This is a genomic window from Actinoplanes sp. NPDC049599, from assembly GCF_044465625.1.
Lineage (GTDB): Bacteria > Actinomycetota > Actinomycetes > Mycobacteriales > Micromonosporaceae > Actinoplanes.
Genome location: NZ_JBITLX010000021.1, coordinates 144,349 through 164,579 on the forward strand (window position 1 = coordinate 144,349; position 20,231 = coordinate 164,579).

At 71.4% G+C, this 20,231-nt stretch carries 20 protein-coding genes; 13 read left to right on the top strand and 7 right to left on the bottom strand.

Translation table 11 applies throughout. From position 1 onward, the window contains the following. The first annotated feature begins 81 nt into the window (after positions 1 to 81). Positions 82 to 2,670 carry an ATP-dependent chaperone ClpB gene (gene clpB / locus ACIBQZ_RS30665; RefSeq protein WP_396092289.1) on the top strand — a complete coding sequence of 863 codons (2,589 nt, stop codon included), beginning with the start codon at positions 82 to 84 and terminating at the stop codon, positions 2,668 to 2,670. A 39-nt stretch (positions 2,671 to 2,709) separates the two neighbouring features. Here clpB and ACIBQZ_RS30670 read toward each other — a convergent pair whose 3' ends face one another. Beyond that, positions 2,710 to 2,889 (bottom strand): hypothetical protein, encoded by a 180-nt coding sequence (locus ACIBQZ_RS30670; RefSeq protein WP_212992846.1) that lies wholly within the window; start codon positions 2,887 to 2,889, stop codon positions 2,710 to 2,712. A gap of 347 nt (positions 2,890 to 3,236) precedes the next feature. Here ACIBQZ_RS30670 and ACIBQZ_RS30675 point away from each other — a divergent pair, with 347 nt between their 5' ends. The 5 genes from ACIBQZ_RS30675 to ACIBQZ_RS30695 all read left to right on the top strand — a co-directional run bounded on the left by ACIBQZ_RS30675 (position 3,237) and on the right by ACIBQZ_RS30695 (position 6,975). After that, positions 3,237 to 4,094 carry a hypothetical protein gene (locus tag ACIBQZ_RS30675; RefSeq protein WP_396092290.1) on the top strand — a complete coding sequence of 286 codons (858 nt, stop codon included), beginning with the start codon at positions 3,237 to 3,239 and terminating at the stop codon, positions 4,092 to 4,094. 91 nt (positions 4,095 to 4,185) lie between these two features. Next, the gene (locus ACIBQZ_RS30680; protein ID WP_396092291.1) at positions 4,186 to 4,992 is read left to right on the top strand and encodes a hypothetical protein; all 807 of its coding nucleotides are present in this window, start codon (positions 4,186 to 4,188) and stop codon (positions 4,990 to 4,992) included. Between the two features lie 376 nt (positions 4,993 to 5,368). Continuing rightward, positions 5,369 to 5,761, top strand: a complete 393-nt coding sequence (locus ACIBQZ_RS30685) for a hypothetical protein (protein ID WP_396092292.1) — start codon at positions 5,369 to 5,371, stop codon at positions 5,759 to 5,761. A 57-nt stretch (positions 5,762 to 5,818) separates the two neighbouring features. Then, positions 5,819 to 6,196 carry a helix-turn-helix transcriptional regulator gene (locus ACIBQZ_RS30690; RefSeq protein WP_092549981.1) on the top strand — a complete coding sequence of 126 codons (378 nt, stop codon included), beginning with the start codon at positions 5,819 to 5,821 and terminating at the stop codon, positions 6,194 to 6,196. A gap of 107 nt (positions 6,197 to 6,303) precedes the next feature. After that, the gene (locus tag ACIBQZ_RS30695) at positions 6,304 to 6,975 is read left to right on the top strand and encodes a class II aldolase/adducin family protein (protein ID WP_396092313.1); all 672 of its coding nucleotides are present in this window, start codon (positions 6,304 to 6,306) and stop codon (positions 6,973 to 6,975) included. A gap of 67 nt (positions 6,976 to 7,042) precedes the next feature. Here ACIBQZ_RS30695 and ACIBQZ_RS30700 read toward each other — a convergent pair whose 3' ends face one another. From ACIBQZ_RS30700 to ACIBQZ_RS30710, 3 genes are read right to left on the bottom strand one after another with little or no spacing between them, the layout of a single operon-like run. Further along, the gene (locus ACIBQZ_RS30700) at positions 7,043 to 7,918 is read right to left on the bottom strand and encodes a DedA family protein (protein ID WP_396092293.1); all 876 of its coding nucleotides are present in this window, start codon (positions 7,916 to 7,918) and stop codon (positions 7,043 to 7,045) included. Positions 7,919 to 7,972: 54 nt separating this feature from the next. Continuing rightward, positions 7,973 to 10,471 carry a polynucleotide kinase-phosphatase gene (locus ACIBQZ_RS30705; protein WP_396092294.1) on the bottom strand — a complete coding sequence of 833 codons (2,499 nt, stop codon included), beginning with the start codon at positions 10,469 to 10,471 and terminating at the stop codon, positions 7,973 to 7,975. Continuing rightward, on the bottom strand, positions 10,468 to 11,901 hold the full coding sequence (locus ACIBQZ_RS30710; protein ID WP_396092295.1) for a 3' terminal RNA ribose 2'-O-methyltransferase Hen1: 1,434 nt from the start codon (positions 11,899 to 11,901) through the stop codon (positions 10,468 to 10,470). The genes ACIBQZ_RS30705 and ACIBQZ_RS30710 overlap by 4 nt, the downstream gene beginning before the upstream one ends. Before the next feature lie 98 nt (positions 11,902 to 11,999). Between ACIBQZ_RS30710 and ACIBQZ_RS30715 the strand changes: the two genes are divergently transcribed. Next, entirely contained in the window at positions 12,000 to 12,482 is a 483-nt protein-coding gene (locus ACIBQZ_RS30715) for a SigE family RNA polymerase sigma factor (RefSeq protein WP_396092314.1), read from the top strand. Continuing rightward, the gene (locus tag ACIBQZ_RS30720) at positions 12,479 to 13,516 is read left to right on the top strand and encodes an LCP family protein (protein WP_396092296.1); all 1,038 of its coding nucleotides are present in this window, start codon (positions 12,479 to 12,481) and stop codon (positions 13,514 to 13,516) included. Before ACIBQZ_RS30715 ends, ACIBQZ_RS30720 begins: the two co-directional genes overlap by 4 nt. Positions 13,517 to 13,527: 11 nt before the next feature. On the opposite strand, the gene ACIBQZ_RS30725 is transcribed toward ACIBQZ_RS30720, so the two are convergent. Then, positions 13,528 to 13,710 carry a hypothetical protein gene (locus tag ACIBQZ_RS30725; RefSeq protein WP_396092297.1) on the bottom strand — a complete coding sequence of 61 codons (183 nt, stop codon included), beginning with the start codon at positions 13,708 to 13,710 and terminating at the stop codon, positions 13,528 to 13,530. Between the two features lie 171 nt (positions 13,711 to 13,881). Between ACIBQZ_RS30725 and fbaA the strand changes: the two genes are divergently transcribed. Together fbaA and ACIBQZ_RS30735 are read left to right on the top strand one after the other, a co-directional pair. Next, positions 13,882 to 14,907, top strand: a complete 1,026-nt coding sequence (gene fbaA / locus ACIBQZ_RS30730) for a class II fructose-bisphosphate aldolase (RefSeq protein ID WP_396092298.1) — start codon at positions 13,882 to 13,884, stop codon at positions 14,905 to 14,907. Between the two features lie 110 nt (positions 14,908 to 15,017). Beyond that, the gene (locus tag ACIBQZ_RS30735) at positions 15,018 to 15,542 is read left to right on the top strand and encodes a hypothetical protein (protein WP_396092299.1); all 525 of its coding nucleotides are present in this window, start codon (positions 15,018 to 15,020) and stop codon (positions 15,540 to 15,542) included. A 46-nt stretch (positions 15,543 to 15,588) separates the two neighbouring features. Here ACIBQZ_RS30735 and ACIBQZ_RS30740 read toward each other — a convergent pair whose 3' ends face one another. Beyond that, entirely contained in the window at positions 15,589 to 16,077 is a 489-nt protein-coding gene (locus tag ACIBQZ_RS30740) for a TetR/AcrR family transcriptional regulator (protein ID WP_396092300.1), read from the bottom strand. A gap of 50 nt (positions 16,078 to 16,127) precedes the next feature. On the opposite strand from ACIBQZ_RS30740, the gene ACIBQZ_RS30745 reads away from it, so the two are divergent. Beyond that, positions 16,128 to 16,634, top strand: coding sequence for a GNAT family N-acetyltransferase (locus ACIBQZ_RS30745; RefSeq protein WP_396092301.1), 507 nt, complete (start codon positions 16,128 to 16,130; stop codon positions 16,632 to 16,634). Here ACIBQZ_RS30745 and ACIBQZ_RS30750 read toward each other — a convergent pair. Then, positions 16,596 to 17,798, bottom strand: coding sequence for an LOG family protein (locus ACIBQZ_RS30750; RefSeq protein ID WP_396092302.1), 1,203 nt, complete (start codon positions 17,796 to 17,798; stop codon positions 16,596 to 16,598). The two genes, ACIBQZ_RS30745 and ACIBQZ_RS30750, sit on opposite strands and share 39 nt — an antisense overlap. Positions 17,799 to 17,816: 18 nt before the next feature. Between ACIBQZ_RS30750 and ACIBQZ_RS30755 the strand changes: the two genes are divergently transcribed. Further along, the gene (locus ACIBQZ_RS30755; protein WP_396092303.1) at positions 17,817 to 18,815 is read left to right on the top strand and encodes an ADP-ribosylglycohydrolase family protein; all 999 of its coding nucleotides are present in this window, start codon (positions 17,817 to 17,819) and stop codon (positions 18,813 to 18,815) included. A 33-nt stretch (positions 18,816 to 18,848) separates the two neighbouring features. Beyond that, complete coding sequence (locus tag ACIBQZ_RS30760) at positions 18,849 to 19,271, top strand: DUF3151 domain-containing protein (RefSeq protein ID WP_396092304.1); 423 nt, start codon at positions 18,849 to 18,851, stop codon at positions 19,269 to 19,271. Positions 19,272 to 20,231: the final 960 nt, after the last annotated feature.

Sequence of the window (20,231 nt, forward strand, 5' to 3'; positions counted from 1 at the left end):
CTGGCCGACCTAGAGTTGAGTGGAATAGGCTCAAGTCTCGGATTGCTTGCAGTACTGGGAAGATCCGATCCAGGGGAGCTCATGAACGCCGAACGCCTGACCACCAAGAGCCGCGATGTCATCACCGGTGCGGTCGCCGACGCGAATCAGCGTGGCCACGCCACCGTCGAGCCGTGGCACCTCCTGCTATCGCTGCTCGACACCGGCGGCTCCACCGCGTCGGCGCTGCTGCGCGCGGTCGGCGCCAACCCGGCCGACGTCCGGCGCGCGGCGGTCCGCGCGGTCGAGCAGCAGCCGTCCGCCCGCGGCTCCAGCACCGCCGAGCCGAGCCTGTCGCGCGAGTTCGTCAACGCGATCGGCGAGGCCGAGCTGATCGCCAAGCCGCTCGGCGACGAGTACGTCTCCACCGAGCACCTGCTGGCCGGGCTGGCCCGGGTGGGCGGCGCGGTCGGCAAGGTCCTGCGCGACGTGGGCGCCACCGAGGAGACCCTGGTCGCGGCGTTCCCGTCGGTGCGCGGCGGGGACCGGCGGGTCACCACCGCCGAGCCCGAGCAGACCTACAAGGCGCTGGAGAAGTACAGCGTGGACCTGACCGCGCTGGCCCGCGACGGCAAGATCGACCCGGTGATCGGCCGGGACGCCGAGATCCGCCGGGTGGTCCAGGTGCTGTCCCGGCGCACCAAGAACAACCCGGTGCTGATCGGTGAGCCCGGCGTCGGCAAGACCGCGATCGTCGAGGGCCTGGCCCAGCGCATCGTGGCCGGCGACGTGCCCGAGACGCTGCGCGACAAGAAGCTGGTCTCGCTGGACCTCGGCGCGATGGTCGCCGGCGCGCAGTACCGCGGCCAGTTCGAGGAGCGCCTCAAGAGCGTGCTCGAGGAGATCCGCAACTCCAACGGCCAGGTCGTGACCTTCCTCGACGAGCTGCACACGGTCGTCGGCGCCGGCAAGGGCGAGGGCTCGATGGACGCCGGCAACATGCTCAAGCCGATGCTGGCCCGTGGCGAGCTGCGGATGGTCGGCGCGACCACCCTTGACGAATACCGCGAGCACATCGAGAAGGACCCCGCGCTGGAGCGGCGCTTCCAGCCGGTCGTGGTGGGCGAGCCCACGGTCGAGGACACCATCGGCATCCTGCGCGGGCTCAAGGGCCGCTACGAGGCCCACCACCGGGTGCAGATCACCGACGGTGCGCTGGTCGCGGCGGCGGCGCTGTCCGACCGCTACATCAGCGACCGGTTCCTGCCGGACAAGGCCATCGACCTGATCGACGAGGCCGCCTCCCGGCTGCGCATGGAGATCGACTCCCGCCCGGTGGAGCTGGACCAGCTGCAGCGCCAGGTCGACCGGATGCGGGTGGAGAAGCTGGCGCTGGAGAAGGAGACCGACCCCGCGTCGATCGCCCGCCTGGAACGCCTCGAGCGTGACCTCGCCGACCGCGAGGAGGAGCTGACCGCGCTCAACGCGCGCTGGGAGCGCGAGCGCACCGGGCTGAACCGGGTCGGTGAGCTCAAGAAGAAGCTCGACGAGGCCCAGGCGGAGCTCGAGCGGGCACAGCGCGACGCGGAGTGGGAGAAGGCTTCCCGCCTGCAGTACCAGGAGATCCCCGCGCTGACCGCCGAGATCGAGAGCGCGTCCGCGGCGGAGGAGGAGAAGACCGAGCCGCCGATGGTCAAGGAGGAGGTCGGCGCCGACGACATCGCCGAGGTCATCGCGGCCTGGACCGGCATCCCGGCCGGCCGGATGCTGGAGGGCGAGACCGCCAAGCTGCTGCGCATGGAGGAGTCCCTGCAGGCCAAGGTCGTCGGCCAGACCGAGGCCGTGGCGGCCGTCTCCGGAGCGGTACGCCGGGCCCGCGCCGGAGTGGCCGACCCGGATCGCCCCACCGGCAGCTTCCTGTTCCTCGGCCCCACCGGCGTCGGCAAGACCGAGCTGGCCAAGGCGCTGGCCGGCTTCCTCTTCGACGACGAGCGGGCGATGGTCCGCATCGACATGAGCGAGTACGGCGAGAAGCACTCGGTCGCCCGGCTGCTGGGCGCCCCGCCCGGATACGTCGGCTACGAGGAGGGTGGCCAGCTCACCGAGGCGGTGCGGCGGCGGCCGTACTCGGTGGTGTTGCTGGACGAGGTGGAGAAGGCGCACCCGGACGTCTTCGACGTGCTGCTCCAGGTGCTGGACGACGGCCGGCTCACCGACGGACAGGGCCGTACGGTCGACTTCCGCAACGCGATCCTGGTGCTCACCTCGAATCTCGGCTCGTCGATCATCTCCGACTTCACCATGGGTGAGGAGGAGCGGCGTGAGGAGGTCATGGCGACCGTACGGGCGCACTTCAAGCCGGAGTTCCTCAACCGCCTCGACGACATCGTGGTGTTCCAGGCGCTGACCGCGCAGGACCTGGCGGCCATCGTGGACATCCAGCTGGGCCGGCTGCGGCACCGGCTCGCCGACCGCCGGCTCGCGCTGGAGGTGGGCGAGGCCGCGGTGCTGTGGCTCGGCGAGCGGGGCTACGACCCGATCTACGGTGCCCGGCCGCTGCGCCGGCTGGTGCAGTCGTCGATCGGCGACTCGCTGGCCCGGGCGCTGCTCGCGGGCGAGATCGTCGACGGTGACACGGTCCGGGTGGATCTGAACGAGGCCAAGGACGGCTTGTCGGTGCGACGGGCATGAAAAAGGAGGGGCACCCGACGGGTGCCCCTCCTTCGTCTGTCAGCTCGCCCGCGCCTCCCGCTGCCGGTAGGCGTGGGTCATCAGAATGTCCGTGATGGCGTGCTCGCCCTCGGACGACCAGATCCTGATGCCGTCGCGGTGCAACTGGTACCGGACGTCGGTGTAGCTGGTTCTCGTGTCGTCATGGTGCACGACGGTCAGGGTGTCTGCGTGGGGCATGGGACTCACCGGTCCTTGTCGAGTCTGGGGCGGCCGCGGCATGGTCACGCGGCCGGCGCAATCGGGAAGGCGCCCGGATCCGGTCTGCCTCGGCCCCGGCGTTCAACTGGCGGGGGCGGCGACTCGGCCGGGCAGGGGGCGTCACCGGAGGACTCTGATGCCTGCGGCGCGCCACGAGGTGGAAGTGTATGGGTCGCGATCTCGGTCTGTCGCCCCCTGAATGAGCGACCTAATTCAGGCGATTTCCTCCTACATCGGGCGATGCTGCCACACCTGCCGCCCGGATGCCGCCCGGTCGACGGATCTGGCAGCCGCCCGATACCGTGGTGGATCTAGGAGGGAGCGCCGTGTCTGATCCGATGAACGCCGGAATGCCCGCAGCGCCCGCACGTCCGACGGTCGTCACCGTCTCGTCATACCTGCTCTACTTCAGCGCGGCGGCCTCGATCGTCTCCGCGGTGCTCTCGCTGACCACCGTCAGCACGATTCGCGACGTCTACGCCGACCTGTACGACGACACCGCGAACTCCGGCATGGAGAGCATCATCGTGGCGGTCAGCGTGGTCGGCGTGGTGATCAACATCCTGTTCGCCGCCGGCCTGGCGATCCTGGCGATCTACAACAACCGCGGCCGGCAGGGCGCCCGGATCACCACCTGGGTGCTCGGCGGGATCTTCCTCTGCTGCAACGGCTTCGGCCTGCTCGGCAACGCGGCCACCAGCGGGATGAACCTGGACGCCGGCTCCACCTCCGGGCCCAGCGCCAGCGAGGTCGAGGCGCGGCTCTCCGACGAGCTGCCCGGCTGGTTCACGCCGATCTCCACCACGCTGACCGTGCTGATCGTGCTGGCGCTGCTGGGTGCGGTGATCCTGCTGGCGCTGCCGGCGGCGAACGCGTACTTCCGCAAGCCGCAGGTCGCCTGGGACCCGCTGAACCCGTACCCGGGGTATCCGGGTCAGGCGCCGCCGTACCCGGGGTACCCGAGCCAGTCGCCGTACCCGACCTATCCGGGTCAGCCCGGCGCCGGTGGTCAGCCGCCGTATCCGCAGAGCGCGCCGCCCGCCGGCCCGGGTCCCGCGCCCGGCCAGCCCGGTGGCGCGGACCCGCACACCGGCAGCGTGCCGCCCACCGATCCGTGGAGCGCGCCGCCGCCCCCGCCCGGGCCCGAGGACAAACCGGGGCGGTCACCGACCGATCCCGCCTGACCTCACTGTTGTCGCGCGCCGCCGGGTATCCCCGGCGGCGCGTCGCACGTCCAGGTAGGTTCGTCCGCAACGGATCACCCGGGAGACGTCCATGTCGTACGTTATGCAGCCGCCGGCAGCCGCACCGGCCCCCACCGACGCACCCCGCCGTCCGGGGTCCGTCGCGTCGGCGTCAGTCCTGCTCATCATGATGGCGGTGGTCGGCCTCGGGTACGCGGTCGCCACGCTGGTGATCGCCCCCGGCACGGTCGACCGGTTCCGGGCCGCTGCCGGTGGCGCCGCGAGCGGCGCGGACGTCGACGGGTTCGTCACCGTGGTCTGGATCGGCGCCGCCCTCGGCGCGGTGCTCGCGGTGATCCTTTTCGCCCTCTACGTCGTGCTGGCGCTGGGCCTGCGCCGCGGCAGCAACGCCGCCCGGATCGCCACCTGGGTCGTCGCCGGGCTGGGCCTGCTGGGTGGCTGCGCCACGACGGCCACGGTGGCCGTGGAGCGCGCCGGCGACCCGGTCCAGGGCTCGCTGGCGGCCGCGCTCTCGGATGCCTACCCCCGGGCGTGGATCCCGCTGAACATCGGCCTGGCGATCGCTCAGATGCTCGGATACGTCATCGTGGGCGTGCTGCTGCTGGCCAGCCCGGGCACCTTCTTCGGCCGCGCGCCCAAGCCGCTGCCGCCGGACCCGTTCGCCGCACCCGGCTACGGCGCCCCGGGCGGGTACCCGGCTCCGCCGGTCGGTTACGGGCCGCCACCAACGGGTGGTTACTCGGCGCCACCAATGGGGGGTTATGGGTCGCCGTACCCCGCCGCCGCGCCGCCGCCGGTGACTCCGCCGGGCGTCGCGCCGGCCGGGCCGCCGCAGCCGGGCCCCGATGATGAGTACTGGTCACGTCCGTCCAGCTGAGGCGGGACACGGCATCGACGGACGTGCGTCACCCGAACGGGTACCGTTGAGGGCACGAGGATGTGCCGGATTTCGCTGTCCGGTCGCTTCCGCGGTGCCGCTCGGTGGTGGTTTTTCGCTGGACGGGCAATCGTGGAGACCTGACAACGGTGTCGGTGTGTACTCGTTCGATGACCGTCGTTGCGTGCCGCCCCGGGCGGGGTGTGGCGGAAAGGTGCTTTGAGCTGCATCTATGCCTGTCCGTAGCGGGGTGGCCGAGACCCTTCGGTTAACAATATTTACTGTCCGGCCCGGGCTTTGCCGTGGGTCAATAGTTCCTTTCCGCCCCGGCGGGGCAGAACGTTCCAGTTTTGGGGCAGCCAGTACGCTCGATGTGATGGAAGCCCATCACGACCTGCGTAAATTCATCACTGAATTGCCCATCGCGGAGCGTTGTGTCGTGCTTTCATCGGGTCGTGAAGGTGACTGTGATCGCGACCCACGCCGTGTGACGGTGCAGGACAAGGCAGTTTCCGACGACCGGGCGGGCGTCGGGCAGCCATCGAACGGATCGCGAATCGACAATGTGGGGCGGCTCACTCCGGGGGCGGGGATCGAGAGCTCGACGGGTTTGACCAGCGACCAGACGGCGGCTGAGGCGTTGCAGGAGGCAGAGACCGAAGTCGGTGTCGCGGAATGGTCGATCGGAGTGCGGACGCTGCCCGTGCGGGGTGCCGGACAGACGTACCGATCGGCCTACCGTTCGACCGAGCTCGGCCTTACGGCCTGAAAGTTAGCCGGTTCGTTCCTGCGCACATGCAGGAGAATCGATGCAGTTGGTGGAAGGATGGAGATCGTGGGAACTGCGTTGGCGGAAATGACAATGCCTCAGATCTCGCCGCTTGCCGGCGAGCCAATTGAACGTGCCGATGCGGAGCGACTGGCGGGAGTGCTCAAGGCACTCGCCGACCCGGCTCGGCTGCGGCTGCTCAGCCTCATCCAGTCCGCTACGGACGGTGAAGCCTGCGTCTGCGACCTGACGGCCCCGCTGGGGTTGTCGCAGCCGACGGTGAGTCACCACCTGCGGATCCTGACGGAGGCCGGCCTGCTCGAGCGCGAGAAGCGCGGCGTGTGGGCGTACTACCGGCTGGTTCCCAGCGCGATCGCGACCATTGCGGACCTGCTGACCCCGCCGCGTAAGCGGGCCACCAAAAAGGCCCGCTGAGCACACCCGGCAAAGCCTGGCGTCACCGTTCATGGGGCGTGACGCCAGGCGGGACACCTCCATCAGGATCCACCCCCCGGACCCGAGGAGTTGACGGGTTGAACTACGTGCCCGGCGATCTGCGCGACCAGCTCGCGCACGTGGGCTATGACGTGGTCCAGGCCGGACTGGTCTGTGGCTCCGGCGGCAATCTGTCCGCCCGGATCCCCGACGAGGACGCCTGCTGGGTCACCGCGAGCGGTGCCTGGCTGGACAGACTCAGCAGGACCAGCTTCGCGTCGGTACGCATCTCCGACGGCGCGCCCGCGTCCGTCGGCACGCTGCCGGCCCCACGTCTGACCCCGACCAGTGAAATCGCCCTCCACCTGGCGTTGTACCGCGCCCGCCCGGACGTGAACGCGGTGGTCCACCTGCACCCGCAAATCGCACTGCTGCTGGATGCGCTCGGTGAGCACATCCGCATCGTGACAACCGACCACGCCTTCTACCTCAAGCGTGTCTCCACCGTGCCGTTCCGCCTGCCGGGCAGCACCGAGGTGGCGGCGCTGACGGCGGCGATGGCGGCCGACGGCACAGACTGCCTGGTGTTGAGCCAGCATGGCTGTGTGGTTCTGGCCGACTCGGTCGAGCTGGCCCACAAGCGGGCCCGTTATCTGGAAGAGGCCGCAACGCTGACCTACCGGGCGTTGACGCTGGGCCGCCTGGAGAACCTCCGCGAAGTCCCGGAGGAGTTCCTGGACCGGCTGGCCACTGTCGGATCCTCAGCGGTCTCCGTCTGACGCGGAACGCCCCGCGCCCCGGCTCTCCCGAGCCGGCGCGCGGGGCGTTCCGTGTGCCCGTTCCGGCTCAGGCCGAGTGGCGTGGCTTGTGATCACGGTGGTCGCCGTAGTGCTCCTGCTGGTGGTCGCCGTAGTGCGCCGGCGGCCGCGGCTGGTCCTGCGGGTGGTCGTCGTGGTCGTGGTCGACGATCGCCTCCGCCATGCCGGCCACGGTCGCCGCCGCCACCACGCCGATCGCGGTCGCCGGGCCCGGGTCGGCCGGGGTGTTCTTCTTCGCCCGCCGCTCGCGGAGCATCTCGATGATGATCGGGAGCACCGAGATCAGCACGATCAGCGCGACCACCGGCAGGATGTAGCGGTCGATCTTGTCGCCGATGGCGTCGTAGATCTGCTGGGCCAGCAGGTAGCCGATGAGGATGATGCCGTCGCACCAGAGGATCGCGCCGACCACGTTCCAGATGAAGAACTGGCGCGCCGGCATGCCCAGGGTGCCCGCCACCGGGTTGAGGAACGTGCGCACGATCGGGATGAAGCGGGCCAGCACCACGGCCTTGGCCGGCCCGAACTTCTCGAAGTAGTACTCCGCCTTCTCGACGTACTCGCGCTTGAACAGCTTGCTGTCCGGGCGGTCGAACATCCGGCGGCCGTACTTGGCGCCGAGCAGGTGGCCCAGCTGGGCGCCCGCGACGGCGCACAGCGGCGCGCCGATCAGCAGGCCCGCCAGCGAGATCCGGGTGCCGTCGCCGAAGATCGAGTCGGCGACCGGCGACGCGGCCACCCCGGCCAGGAACAGCAGCGAGTCGCCGGGGAAGAAGAACCCGACGAGCAGGCCCGTCTCCGCGAAGAGGATCGCCCAGACGCCGATCAACCCGAAGGTCTGCAGCAGGTCCTTCGGGTCCATCGGATTCAGGGCGAGCTGTTCGGAGAACGCATGGATGTCCACGAGGAGCCAGGGTACCGGCCGCTGCCCCGGCGGTACCTGTATGCATGCTGTGGATTACAGCCGCGGGTCCACCGGCTCCGACTCCGCCGCGAGGATGGCGAAGACCAGCTCATGGATCCGCCAGAGCGGGGCGCCCGCGGCGAGCCGGTCCAGCGCCGCCAGGCCCAGGCCGTGTTCGCGCAGGGCGAGACCGCGCTTGCGGCCCAGCGACCGCTGGCGGAGCCGGTCGAGCTGCTCCGGGCGGGTGTACTCCGGGCCGTAGATGATCCGCAGGTACTCCCGGCCGCGGCACTTGACCCCGGGCTGCACCAGCCGGCCCTTGGTGTCGGTCATCGCCAGCCCGGCGTACGGCTTCACCACCATCCCCTCCCCGCCCGCCGCGGTCAGCGCCAGCCACCAGTCGGTCGCGGCCCGTTCGGCGGCCGGATCACCCAGCTCGACCACCATCCGCCGGGTCGGCGTGAACAGCACCGGGTCGGCGGCGACGAGCCGGTCTGCGAGCTCCAGGTGCCAGCCGTGGTCCTTGTCCCGGTACGAGACCCCGGCGCCGGCCAGCACCGCGAACGGCGCCAGCGTCACCCCGGTCAGCCCGTCGGTCGGCTGCACGTAGGCCCGGTATGCCGCCGAGTAGCCGTTGATCTCCGTCACCCGCAGTTCGAGCCGTTCGCGCAGCTCGGCGACGTCAAGACCGCGCGCCGCGACCCGCTCCAGCACCGCCAGGGCAGCCGGCAGCGCCGCCCGTCCCGCGGCGCCGACCCCGGCGTACCGCTCGCGGATCAGGCCGCCGGCCTTGGCGGACCAGGGCAGCAGCTCGGTGTCGAGCAGCAGCCACTCGGTGCGGAGCTCGGTGAAGATCTGCTCCGCCGCCGCGCGGACGCCGGCCAGCAGCGCCGTGTTGCGCTCGGCGTCGAAGAACGGCCGGCCGGTGCGGGTCCAGACGGCGTCGCCCACGCCCGAGCGTGAGACGCGGACCACGGCCCGCGAGCCCATGTGCTTCTCCTCGCACACGACCGTGCCGACCCCCGCCGACCGCAGGTCCGCGAACGCCGTCGCCGGGTGCTCCAGGTAGCCATCCAGCGTCGAGGTCGAGCACGGCGCCATCGTCGGCGGCAGCCAGACCAGCGTCGCCGGGTCCAGCGCGAAGCGGCTCATGACCTCCAGCGCCGCGGCGGCGTTCTCGGCGGCGACCGTGGTGCGGCCGTATCCGTAGTCGAGGTGCCGGCGGCCGGTCACGTCGGCCAGATCCAGGCCCTCGTCGGGCTTGGTGTCGACCGGGACCAGCGGCCGGGCCGGGGCGTAGTACTCCCGGGCCGCGGGCACCGCCACCAGCTCGCGGGTCGGCCAGCGCAGCGCGGTCAGCTTGCCGCCGAAGACGCAGCCGGTGTCCAGGCAGATCGTGTTGTTGATCCACTCCGGTGCCGGGGTCGGGGTGTGGCCGTAGACGACCGCCGCCGAGCCGCGGTAGTCGCGCGCCCACGGGTAGCGGACCGGCAGGCCGTACTCGTCGGTCTCGCCGGTGGTCTCGCCGTAGAGCGCGAAGGAGCGCACCCGGCCGGACGCCCGGCCCTGGTACGCCTCCTTGAGCCCGGCGTGCGCGACCACAAGCTTGCCGCCGTCCAGCACGTAGTGGCTGACCAGGCCGTCGATGAAGGTGCGCACCTCGGCGGTGAACGCCTCGTCCTCGCGGGCCAGCTGCTCCAGCGTCTCCGGCAGCCCGTGGGTGAGCTGCACGTTGCGGCCGTTGAGCTTGCGGGCCAGCTTCTGCTCGTGGTTACCCGGCACGCAGATCGCCGTGCCGGCCGCGACCATGCCCATGACCAGGCGCAGCACCCCGGGGGAGTCCGGCCCGCGGTCGACCAGGTCACCCACGAACACCGCGGTACGGCCCTGCGGGTGCACCGCGTCGACGGGACGCCCGGCCTCGTCGCGGACCAGCGTGTAGCCCAGCGTGGCGAGCAGCGTCTCCAGCTCCTCGCGGCACCCGTGCACGTCGCCGATGATGTCGAACGGGCCGGTGACCTCCCGCTTGTCGTTGAACAGCTTCTCGTAGCGCACCGAAGCGGCGGTGATCTCGTCCACCCCGCGCAGCACGTGGATCTTGCGGAAGCCCTCCCGGGCCAGCTGGCCGAGCGAGCGGCGCAGGTCCCGGTGCATCCGGTTGAGCACCTGGCGGCCGAACGTGCGGTCCGCCCGGCCCTGGGTGCGCTCCCAGGCCAGCGCCTCGGGCACGTCCAGCACCACCGCCACCGGCAGCACGTCGTGCTCGCGGGCGACCTTGATCAGCCCGGCCCGGGCGTGCGGCTGCAGGTTGGTGGCGTCGACCACGGTCAGCCGGCCGGCGGCCAGCCGCTTGCCGGCCACGTAGTGCAGCACGTCGAAGGCGTCGCCGGAGGCTGACTGGTCGTTCTCGTCGTCCGCGACCAGGCCGCGGAAGTAGTCGGAGGAGAGCACCTGGGTGGGCTTGAAGTGCTCACGGGCGAAGGTCGACTTGCCGGAGCCGGAGATGCCGACCAGTGCGACGAGCGCGAGCTCCGGGATGTCGATCTCGGTCATGACTTCTCCTCCCTCGGTGCATTTGTGAAGATCGCCATCTGGGTCGGGGTGCCGCGGTCCGAGTCCTGGTCGCCCACTCCGCGGAAGCCGACCGTGTAGCCGTGCGCGGACGCAGTAGCAAGAGCCCAGGCCTGGAACTCGGCCCGGGTCCACTCGAAGCGGTGGTCGGAGTGCCGCATCCCGGTCAGGCCCTCGTAGAGCACGTTGTACTCGGCGTTCGGCGTGGTCACGATGACCGTCGCCGGGCGGGCGTGGCCGAAGACCGAGGCCTCCAGGGCGGGCAGCCGCGGCGGGTCGACGTGCTCGATGACCTCCATGAGCACCGCCGCGTCGAAGCCGCGCAGCCGGTCGTCCCGGTAGGTCAGCGCCGACTGCCACAGCGTGACGCGGTCGCGCTGGCGCTCGGGCACCTGGTCCAGCCGCAGCCGCCGGTGTGCGAGGTCCAGCGCGCGCGACGAGACGTCGGTGCCCACGATCGTCGTGTAGGTGCGGTCCTTGACCAGGGCGGCGAGCAGCGCGCCGCCGCCGCAGCCCAGGTCCAGGACGCGGGTGGCGCCGGACTCGCTCAGCGCGGCCAGGACCGCGTCGCGCCGCTGCTCGGCCAGCGACTGCTTGCGGGCCACCGGCAGCTCGGCCTCCTCGTCGGCCGCCGTGTCGGCCGGGGCGTCGACCGAGTCCGGGTCGATCCGGTCGAGCTGCTCCAGCGCGCTGGCCGCCAGCGACCGGCGGTGCGCCAGGTAGCGGCTGGTGATCAGCACCTTCTCCGGGTGCGTGGCCAGCCAGCCCTCGCCGGCCCGGAGCAGCTTGTCGATCTCGTCGGGCGCGACCCAGTAGTGCTTGGCGTCGTCCAGGACCGGCAGCAGCACGTACAGGTGGTTCAGCGCGTCGGCCAGCCGCAGCGCGCCGGTCAGGGTCAGCTCGACGTACGGGCTGTCGCCGGCCAGCGGGTGCCCCTCGGGGACGTCGTCGAGCGGGATCGGCGTCGCGACGACCGTCCAGCCCAGCGGCTCGAACAGCGCCGCCGCGCTGCCCCGGCACCGCAGCACCGGCACGTGGATCTCCAGCGGGATGGCCCGTTCCGCCAGCTCCGGGCGGTCCTTGCTCGCGCCGCGCAGGGCACTGCGGAAGACCTTGGCCAGGGCGCCGGCCAGCAGGCTGGACGCGGCGTACGGGCGGTCGTTGACGTACTGGCCCAGCGCGAACGACTCCGGCGCCGACTGCTGCCGGCGACCGCCGCGCGCGGCACCGAGCCGCTGGGGGTCGACGTCGAGCAGCAGCGCGACGGTGCACCGGTCATCGGCCGCGTCCGGGAACAGGACGTGGGCCGTACCGGTGGGCACGTCGAAGGAGTGCACCTTGTCAGGGTGCTTGACCAGCAGGTAACCGAGATCGGTCGCCGGCCGGTGGGTGGTCGTCACGGTGAGCAGCACCGGCTGATGATGGCAGCGCGGGACAACAGTCAGCGAACGATTTGCCGGGTGACGCAATGATTCGGGGGTCCGCACCCGTCGTAGGAGCGGAGGTGCCCGTGACCTACGAGGAGTTCGCCGACAGCCGGCTCGGCGCGCTGCTGCGGTATGCCGTCATGCTGACCGGCGATCCGCACACGGCGCAGGATCTCGTGCAGGAGACGATGGTCCGCGTCCAGCTCAACTGGCGGCGGGTGGCCGCCAGTGACTCCCCGGACGGTTACGTCCGCAAGATGCTCACCAACCAGTTCATCGACCTGCGCCGCGGTTCCTGGCTGCGGCGGGTGCTGCTGCGGGCCGAGCCGGATCCGGTACGCGCGGTGCCCACCGACCACGCCGACGAGACAGCCGAACGGGACCGGATCTGGAGCATGCTCGCCAAGCTGCCCCGCCGCCAGCGCGCCGCGGTGGTCCTGCGGTTCTACGAGGATCTGCCGGACGCCGACATCGCCGAGGCGCTGGGCTGCGCCGTCGGCACGGTCCGCTCGTCCATCTCGCGAGCCCTGAGCACGCTCCGCGCCGAGCTGGTGGAGGCCCGATGAGCGGGATCGAGGACGAGCTGCGGGCCACCTTCGCCCGGCACGAGGCGCTGGCCCCGCCGGTCGCGCCGGTGCGCGCCCGGATCGACCTGGCCTGGGTACGCGCCAAGCGCCGTCGCCTGGCCCGGCGCCTCACCGGTGCCGTCGCCGTCGTGCTGCTGGCCGGCGCCGCCGCGCCGATGGCCGTGGACCAGTGGCGCGACCGCACGCCGGCGGTCCCGACGGTCGAGCCACTGGCCGCCCAGCCGCTCCCGCCGCCGGGGCCGATCGACGTGCTGCTGCTCGGCAACGACAACAGGCTGCGCTGGGACGACCCGCGGCAGCGGCACGCCGACACGGTCATGATGATCCACGTGCCGGCCGACCGGAGCCGGACCTACCTGATCAGCCTGCCTCGCGACGGCGAGGTCACGCTGCCGGACGGCTCGAAGGCCAAGCTCGCCGAGACGCTGCTGCACGGCGGCCCGGCCCTCGCCGAACGGACCGTCGCCGTGCTGACCGGCGTCGACTTCGACGCCCGGGTGACGCTGGACCTGCGGGCCCTGCGCGCGGTGACGGCGGCGGTGGGCGGGGTCGAGATGTGCCTGCCGCAGTCGATCAAGGTGACGCCCACCGGCCGGAAGTTCCCGAAGGGCTGCCAGCACCTCACCGCGGACGAGATCGCGTCGGTGCTCCAGTCCCGCTACGGCCTCAAGAACGGCAGCTACGACCGGGACCGCAACACCCAGCGCTTCCTGGGCGCGCTGGCCGCCAAGCTGACCGAGGACGGCACGCTCGCCGACCCGGCCAGGATGCAGGCGCTGCTCAAGGCCGGCCGGGACGGCATCGAACTCGACGGCGGCCGGGGCGCCCTGCTCGCCGTGATCACGTCGCTGGAGTCCGCGGAGGTGGTGGGCGTCAGCGAGCCGAGCTTCCGCGCCACCCCCGAGGGCCGCGAGCGCATCTACCCGGGCGTGGGCCCGGGGTTGTACGCGGCGATCCGCGGTGACACGCTGCAGACGTGGACTCGGGCTAACCCGCTATACGTGACGAAGTAGCCCAGAAGCGGTCATCTGTCCTCGTCTTCGAGTTGCACGACCCGACGCTGTTCCCAGCTGTCCCACTCCGGCGCCTCGATGGAGCCGGACCGCGGCGGCTCGGACTCGTCCGAACTGGGGTCGGCGAGGGTTGCCTGCTCAGCGGCGTCCGCCTCCGGCGTCTCGGGGTCGAGCTCGTGCTCGGGGTACGTCATCGTCGGCTCCCTTCCGGTCTGTGGGTATGCGTCCCCCTCCGGTGAGCCGCGCAAACCAGGCGCTGATAACGGGGCGATTTCCGTAGCCGTCCCCTGCTGCGGAATACTGCCTGCTGGAGGACAGCGCGGTCCTGCCCTCTGCTTCCGTACCGAGATCAAGGAGCGCACCAGATGCCCATCGCTTCCCCTGAGGTCTACGCCGAGATGCTCGACCGCGCCAAGGCTGGCGCGTTCGCGTACCCCGCGATCAACGTGACGTCCTCGCAGACGCTCAACGCCGCCCTGCAGGGCTTCGCGGAGGCGGGCAGCGACGGCATCATCCAGGTCTCCACCGGCGGCGCCGAGTACGCGTCCGGCCCGACGATCAAGAACATGGTCACCGGCGCGGTCGCCCTCGCCGAGTACGCGACCGAGGTGGCCAAGCACTACCCGGTCAACATCGCCCTGCACACCGACCACTGCCCCAAGAACAAGCTCGACGGGTACGTGCGCCCGCTGATCGCCCTCTCCAAGGAGCGGGTCGCCAACGGGCGGGCGCCGCTGTTCCAGTCGCACATGTGGGACGGCTCGGCCGTACCGGTCGAGGAGAACCTGCAGATCGCCGAGGAGCTGCTCGCCGCGGCCGCCGCCGCGCACATCATCCTCGAGATCGAGGTCGGCGTGGTCGGTGGCGAGGAGGACGGCGTCTCCGCCGCGATCGACGACAAGCTGTACTCGACGGTCGAGGACGGCCTGGCCACCGCCGCCGCGCTGGGCCTGGGCGAGAAGGGCCGCTACATGACGGCCCTGACCTTCGGCAACGTGCACGGCGTCTACAAGCCCGGCAACGTCAAGCTGCGCCCGGAGATCCTCAAGGAGATCCAGGAGGCGGTCGGCGCCAAGTACGGCAAGGAGAAGCCGTTCGACCTGGTCTTCCACGGCGGCTCCGGCTCGCTGCTGTCGGAGATCCACGGCGCCCTGGACTTCGGCGTGGTCAAGATGAACATCGACACCGACACCCAGTACGCCTTCACCCGGCCGGTCGTGGACCACATGCTGCGCAACTACGACGGCGTGCTGAAGATCGACGGCGAGGTCGGCAACAAGAAGCAGTACGACCCCCGCGCCTGGGGCAAGCTGGCCGAGAACGGCCTGGCCAAGCGCGTCGTCGAGGCGTGTGAGCACCTGCGTTCGACGGGCACCACGCTCGTCAAGTGAGCTCGCGATGACGGCCGGTCCCCGTACGTGGGGGCCGGCCGTTCTCGTGTTGCGGGACTACGCAGAGGCGTGGGTACGATCGTCGTCTTGTCCAATTGAGGGCGGTGATCATGCTCGGCATCGAGGGATATGATCCCGTTTGGCATCACGACGCCGAGGCCCTGGCCGCCGTCCACAGAGCACGGTTCTCCCGGCTCATCGGCCGTCCGCTGCTCGCCGGCTGGCTGATGTGGGACATGTCCGAGCGCGGCTGGTTCGCCGACGGCCCGGTGGTCCTGGGCTTCGGCGGCACCAACGTGGAAATTACCCACCGCAAGTTCGATGAGTGTGCAATCACCTGGAACCAGGTGGACATGAGCGCGCCGATCGAGTGGTACGCCACCGGTATCCAGCTCGACTGGCGGGCCGACCCGCACGCGGCGCTCCGCAACGCCCGCGGCCGGCGGCTGCGCGAGGTCAACATCATCGAGCGGACCACGGTCAAGGAGTGGCGGCCCCGGGTGCTGCACGCGGTCGAGTTCCTGTTCGAGGGGGCGCGACTGGCGGTCTTCAACGCGATGGACGAGAACGGGCTGACCGACGTACCGGAAATGGACCTGCCGGTGCACAGCTGGCGCCGCGTGCACGTGGCCTGACCTCCGCGGAGCGCTTCAGTGCAGTCATAGGACTGCGCCCGCACGCTCAAGCGTCGCCGCTGCTGAGGTGGCTCGCCACCGCCGCCGTCGTCCGTTCGACGTCGCCGGTGGCGAGCAGGTCCAGCAACGCCCCGCGCAGCACCGCGAGGGTGAGCGTGGGCAGGATCTCCAGCCAGTCGTCCACCGTGGAGCGCGCGAAGCCGGCCCATGGCCCGTCCGGGTCGACGAGCGAACGGACGTAGGCCTCCGCCCACAGCACGAGGAGCGGGCGGTGCTCGGGGGCGGCCAGCCATTGCCAGACCTCCGCCGCCGGGTCGTCGGTGTCGCGGATCCGGGCGAGCATCGTCAGCTCGTCCGTGCGCGCCCGCTCCAGCAGCGCGCGCACCAGGCCGTCCTTGCTGCCGAACAGCAGCAGGAGCACGCGGGGGCTGGACCCGATGGCGGTGGCCAGCGGGCGCAGCGACATGTCCGCCAGGCCGTGGGTCAGCACCTGCCGGTAGGCGCGCTCCAGCAGCTCAGCTCGTCGGGCCGACACTCGGTTATGGTGACTGAAACAGTCGTTTCAGTCAACCGTCGGGAGTGGCGATGATCAGGCAGCTGACGAAGCCGGGCGACCTGGGCTGGGTCATCGCGGCACACGGCGAGGTGTACGCCCGGGAGTACGGCTGGGACGGCACCTTCGAGGCGCTCGTCGCCCGGATCGTCGCGGACTTCGCCTCCGGGCACGACGCGGAGCGCGAGGCCGGGTGGGTGGCCGAGGTCGACGGGCAGCGGGTGGGCTGCGTCTTCTGCGTCGCAGGGCCGGAGGGGACGGCCCAGCTGCGGCTGCTGCTCGTGCACCCGTCCGGGCGCGGGCACGGGCTGGGTGGCCGCCTGGTGGACACCTGCGTGCGGTTCGCGCGGGACGCCGGCTATCCGGCCGTACGGCTGTGGACCAACGATCCGCTGACCGCCGCGCGGGCGATCTACCTCAGCCGCGGTTTTGTCCTGACCGGTGAGGAACCACACCACAGCTTCGGCGTGGACCTCGTCGGCCAGACCTACGAGCTCGTCCTAGACGATGGCGAGGGCGGCCATCGCCTCGTCGAGTGAGTCGGTGACCACGAGCAGGTCCGACTGGTCGCCGTGCGGGGAGCGGGCCAGCAGCGGCCGCAACAGCGCCTCCACCGGCAGCGCCGACCAGTGCTCCACCCCCAGGAAGACGAACGCGCCCGACGGGCCGTCCGTCCGGTAGAAGGTCTTGGTCGCCGCCTGGAAGACCTCCTGGACCGTGCCCGCCCAGCCCGGCGCGAAGACGATCCCGCCCCGGGACAGGCGCAGGATCGAGTCCTCGCGGACCGCGTTGGAGAAGTACTTGCCGATCTGGCCGGCGAAGAGGTTCGCGGGCTCGTGGCCGTACAACCAGGTGGGCAGGGCCAGGCCGCCGTGGGTGAGCCGGCCCACCACGTCGCCCGCCGCGGACTCCGGGGCCGGGTAGGCCGCCCGTACCGCCAGGGCCGCGGCTGTGAACGGGTCGTGGTCGCGGAAGTCCGGCGCGACCGCCAGCTGATCGATGGCCGCGGCGAGCTCGTCCGCCGTCCGGTCGGCGAAGTAGGCGCCCAGGTTGGCCGCCTCCATCACGCCGGGCCCGCCGCCGGTCACGATCAACCGGCCCGCGTCCGCCAGCCGCCAGGCCAGGGTCGCGGCCATCCGGTACGCGGCCGACCCGCGCGGCTCCGCGTGCCCGCCCATGATCCCGACTGCGCCCCGGGCGCCGTGCACCTGCACCCACGCGGCCAGCGCCTTGCCCAGGGCGTTGTCGATGCCGGCGTCGTGCAACCGCTGCGCGATGGCCTCCCGCAGATCGGGCGCCGCGCCGCCGTGGGTCAGGAAGTGGTCGTAGACGCAGGTGTCGTACATGCCGGCGAAGTTGTCCTGGGCGAAGCCGGCGGCGAGATCCTCGGGCGTGTAGAGATGCGCCGGGTGGGTCGGGTAGGGCCGGGCCGCGAACGGCGGCACCAGGTGCGCGCCCCGCCTGATCAGGTCGATCTCCACTTCCGGACCGGCCAGCCGGCACCCGACGAAGAGGGTGTCGCGCACGTCGACGCCGGCGAAGTCGGGCGGCTGCTCGTCGAGCCGCAGCCCGAGCACGATCAGCCCGGCCAGCGACCGCTTGGTCAGGTGCGTATCGAACTCGGCGCGCGACTCGATCTCGAACGCGGTGGCATCAAACGGCACGTCGCCGCCGAACACGGACTGCAATGGATCACCGGGCATCACCGTAGGGTAGTCAGCGTGGAAAAGGCGTCGGGATCACTGTTCGGGTTGGCCTACGGGGACGCGCTCGGCAAGCCCACGGAATTCCAGGACTACGAGACGATCGTCGCCGCGTACGGCCCGGCCGGACCGCGCGAGCTGACCGGCGACCCGGCGCTGGTCACCGACGACACCCAGATGATGCTGGCGGTCGGCGAAGCCCTGGTGGCGGCGGGCCCACTGACCCCGGCGAGCCTCGAACCGGTGCTCCGGCAGGCGTTCCTCGACTGGGCGATCAGCCCCGACAACAACCGCGCCCCGGGCATGACCTGCCTGCGCGCGTGCGCCGACCTCACGGACGGCCGGCCCTGGCAACGGGCGTCGCAGATTCACTCGAAGGGATGCGGCGCCAACATGCGGGTGACCCCGGTGGGCCTGCTCCCGGGCCTCACCGACGAGCAGCGGTCCGGAGCGGCGCAACTGCAGGCGGGCCTCACCCACGGGCACGAGACGGGGCTGGCGGCGAGCGAACTGACCGCGTACGCGGTGCGCTGGCTGAGCGACGGCCTCGCGCCGGCCGACCTGCTGCCGCGGCTCCGCCAGCACTGCGCCGACCAGCGCCGCACCTACCACGAGGACTGGCTCGGCGACCTGTGGCAGCGCCCGATGGCAACAACGCCGGAAGACTTCATCGCCCACGGCTGGGACGAAACCGCGGCGGCCCTCGACCGCGTCACCGCCGCCCTGCGCCGCGGCCCCGTCGACGGCGACCCGTGCCTGCTCACCGGCGCCGGCTGGATCGCCGAGGAAGCCCTGGCCACGGCCCTGTACTGCTACCTGCTCTCGCCGGACGAGCCGCTCACCGTGCTGGGCCGCGCGGCGGCGACCTCCGGCGACTCGGACTCCATCGCGTGCCTGGCCGGCGGCTTCGCGGGCGCGGCCCTCGGCATGTCAGCCTGGCCGGCGGGGTGGCGCGACCGGATCGAGTACGCCGACCGGCTCCACAAGCTCGGCGCCGCCTGGGACCCGGCCAGCTGACATTCACCAACCATCACGCGGTTGAATAGGCGCATGCAAAACCTCCTTCCCGAGCCACCGGCCACCCGCCTCCCCGCCGACACCGAGGCCGACGCTGCCATGGCAGCCGCGGCCCAGACCGGCACGGACGACGCCTACAAGACGGTCGCGGCCCGCTTCCCGGCCTACAGCGGCGGCTGGGCGGCCCTGGCGGAAAGCGCCCTGGCCGAAAAGCAGCCGGTCACGGCCTATGCGTACGCCCGCACGGGCTACCACCGCGGGCTGGACGCGCTGCGCCGCAACGGGTGGAAGGGCCACGGCCCGGTGCCCTGGTCGCACGTGCCGAACCAGGGCTTCCTGCGCTGCCTGCACAGCCTGTCGCTGGCGGCGGCGGAGATCGGCGAATCGGACGAGGCGGCTCGGTGCGCCCAGTTCCTCCGCGACAGCGACCCGGCGGCTGCGGACGCGCTCACCTGAAGATCAAAAGCTTGAGGTCGTAGCTGGTTGCATGGTGCTGACCGTCGCTCCCGCCGAACGCAGGGTGGTTGCATGTTCTATCCGCTGCCGGCTGGTTGCATGGTGGGCTTGGGGGCGGGGATGACCCACTCCGGGCGGTCAGGCTTGGTCCCTGCGTGGGTCATCCCCGCCCCCAAGCCCGTTGTGGTCACCCTTTTCCCCTTCCCCGCCTGCCCGGCTGGGGTTCCTCGCGCGATCTTGTAGCGCTGGGGTGCGGAGCTGACCATTAGTCCACAACATCCACGGATTCGCCGTCCCCAGCTCGCCCACCAGCACAAACCGCCCCGCTCTCCGCCCGTCCCGCCTCGCGCCGCCTCGCGCCGCCCTGCCTCGCGCCGCCCCGCGCCGCCCTGCCTCGCGCCGCCCCGCGCCGCCCTGCCTCGCGCCGCGCCTCGCGCCGCGCCTCGCGCCGCCCGACTTGTCATGACTCATAACGACTCGTTCCGCCTTGCGCTGTCGCGGGTGCGTCGCGACGGCTCTGGCAGCTTTGCGCCTTGCGTCCCGCAGTCATGGCCCAGCGTTGCTTTGCCGCGTCGACCTAGCCGCTCGCGTCGCCCTGCCCGCCTGGCACGTCGACTCGCTCAGCGGTTTCGCTGCGCCGGCTGGATCTTGTTGCACTTGGGCGAGGAGGGAGCCTCAGCGTCACAAGTTTGCCCCGGCGCTCGCCTTCGGGGGCGGCCACTTCGCGCACCCGTCGGCCAACACGGCCTCACCTCGCTTGCCCTTGCCTGGATCTCGTGGCGTTGCGGTTCGAGGGCACGGCCGACGGCGTATGCGCGCGAGCCGGCTGCCCTCGGGCGAGGGTTGCCGGGGTTCGGTTGTTTTGCGGGGCTAGTCCCTGTCGCCTCTGGCGAGGTGGCCCGTTCCGGGCTGAAAATCGTGTTGGTCGCCCGCTGACGTCGTGTCTCCTTGATTCGTACG

Bases quoted from the DNA above. Each gene is read 5' to 3' on its own strand.
- ACIBQZ_RS30705 (WP_396092294.1), bottom strand. From the start codon at position 10,471: ATGACCGAGATCGACATCCCGGAGCTCGCGCTCGTCGCACTGGTCGGC.
- ACIBQZ_RS30760 (WP_396092304.1), top strand. From the start codon at position 18,849: ATGCAAAACCTCCTTCCCGAGCCACCGGCCACCCGCCTCCCCGCCGAC.
- ACIBQZ_RS30685 (WP_396092292.1), top strand. From the start codon at position 5,369: ATGGAAGCCCATCACGACCTGCGTAAATTCATCACTGAATTGCCCATC.
- ACIBQZ_RS30670 (WP_212992846.1), bottom strand. From the start codon at position 2,889: ATGCCCCACGCAGACACCCTGACCGTCGTGCACCATGACGACACGAGA.
- ACIBQZ_RS30720 (WP_396092296.1), top strand. From the start codon at position 12,479: ATGAGCGGGATCGAGGACGAGCTGCGGGCCACCTTCGCCCGGCACGAG.
- fbaA (WP_396092298.1), top strand. From the start codon at position 13,882: ATGCCCATCGCTTCCCCTGAGGTCTACGCCGAGATGCTCGACCGCGCC.
- clpB (WP_396092289.1), top strand. From the start codon at position 82: ATGAACGCCGAACGCCTGACCACCAAGAGCCGCGATGTCATCACCGGT.
- ACIBQZ_RS30735 (WP_396092299.1), top strand. From the start codon at position 15,018: ATGCTCGGCATCGAGGGATATGATCCCGTTTGGCATCACGACGCCGAG.
- ACIBQZ_RS30690 (WP_092549981.1), top strand. From the start codon at position 5,819: ATGGAGATCGTGGGAACTGCGTTGGCGGAAATGACAATGCCTCAGATC.
- ACIBQZ_RS30680 (WP_396092291.1), top strand. From the start codon at position 4,186: ATGTCGTACGTTATGCAGCCGCCGGCAGCCGCACCGGCCCCCACCGAC.
- ACIBQZ_RS30750 (WP_396092302.1), bottom strand. From the start codon at position 17,798: ATGCCCGGTGATCCATTGCAGTCCGTGTTCGGCGGCGACGTGCCGTTT.
- ACIBQZ_RS30745 (WP_396092301.1), top strand. From the start codon at position 16,128: ATGATCAGGCAGCTGACGAAGCCGGGCGACCTGGGCTGGGTCATCGCG.
- ACIBQZ_RS30725 (WP_396092297.1), bottom strand. From the start codon at position 13,710: ATGACGTACCCCGAGCACGAGCTCGACCCCGAGACGCCGGAGGCGGAC.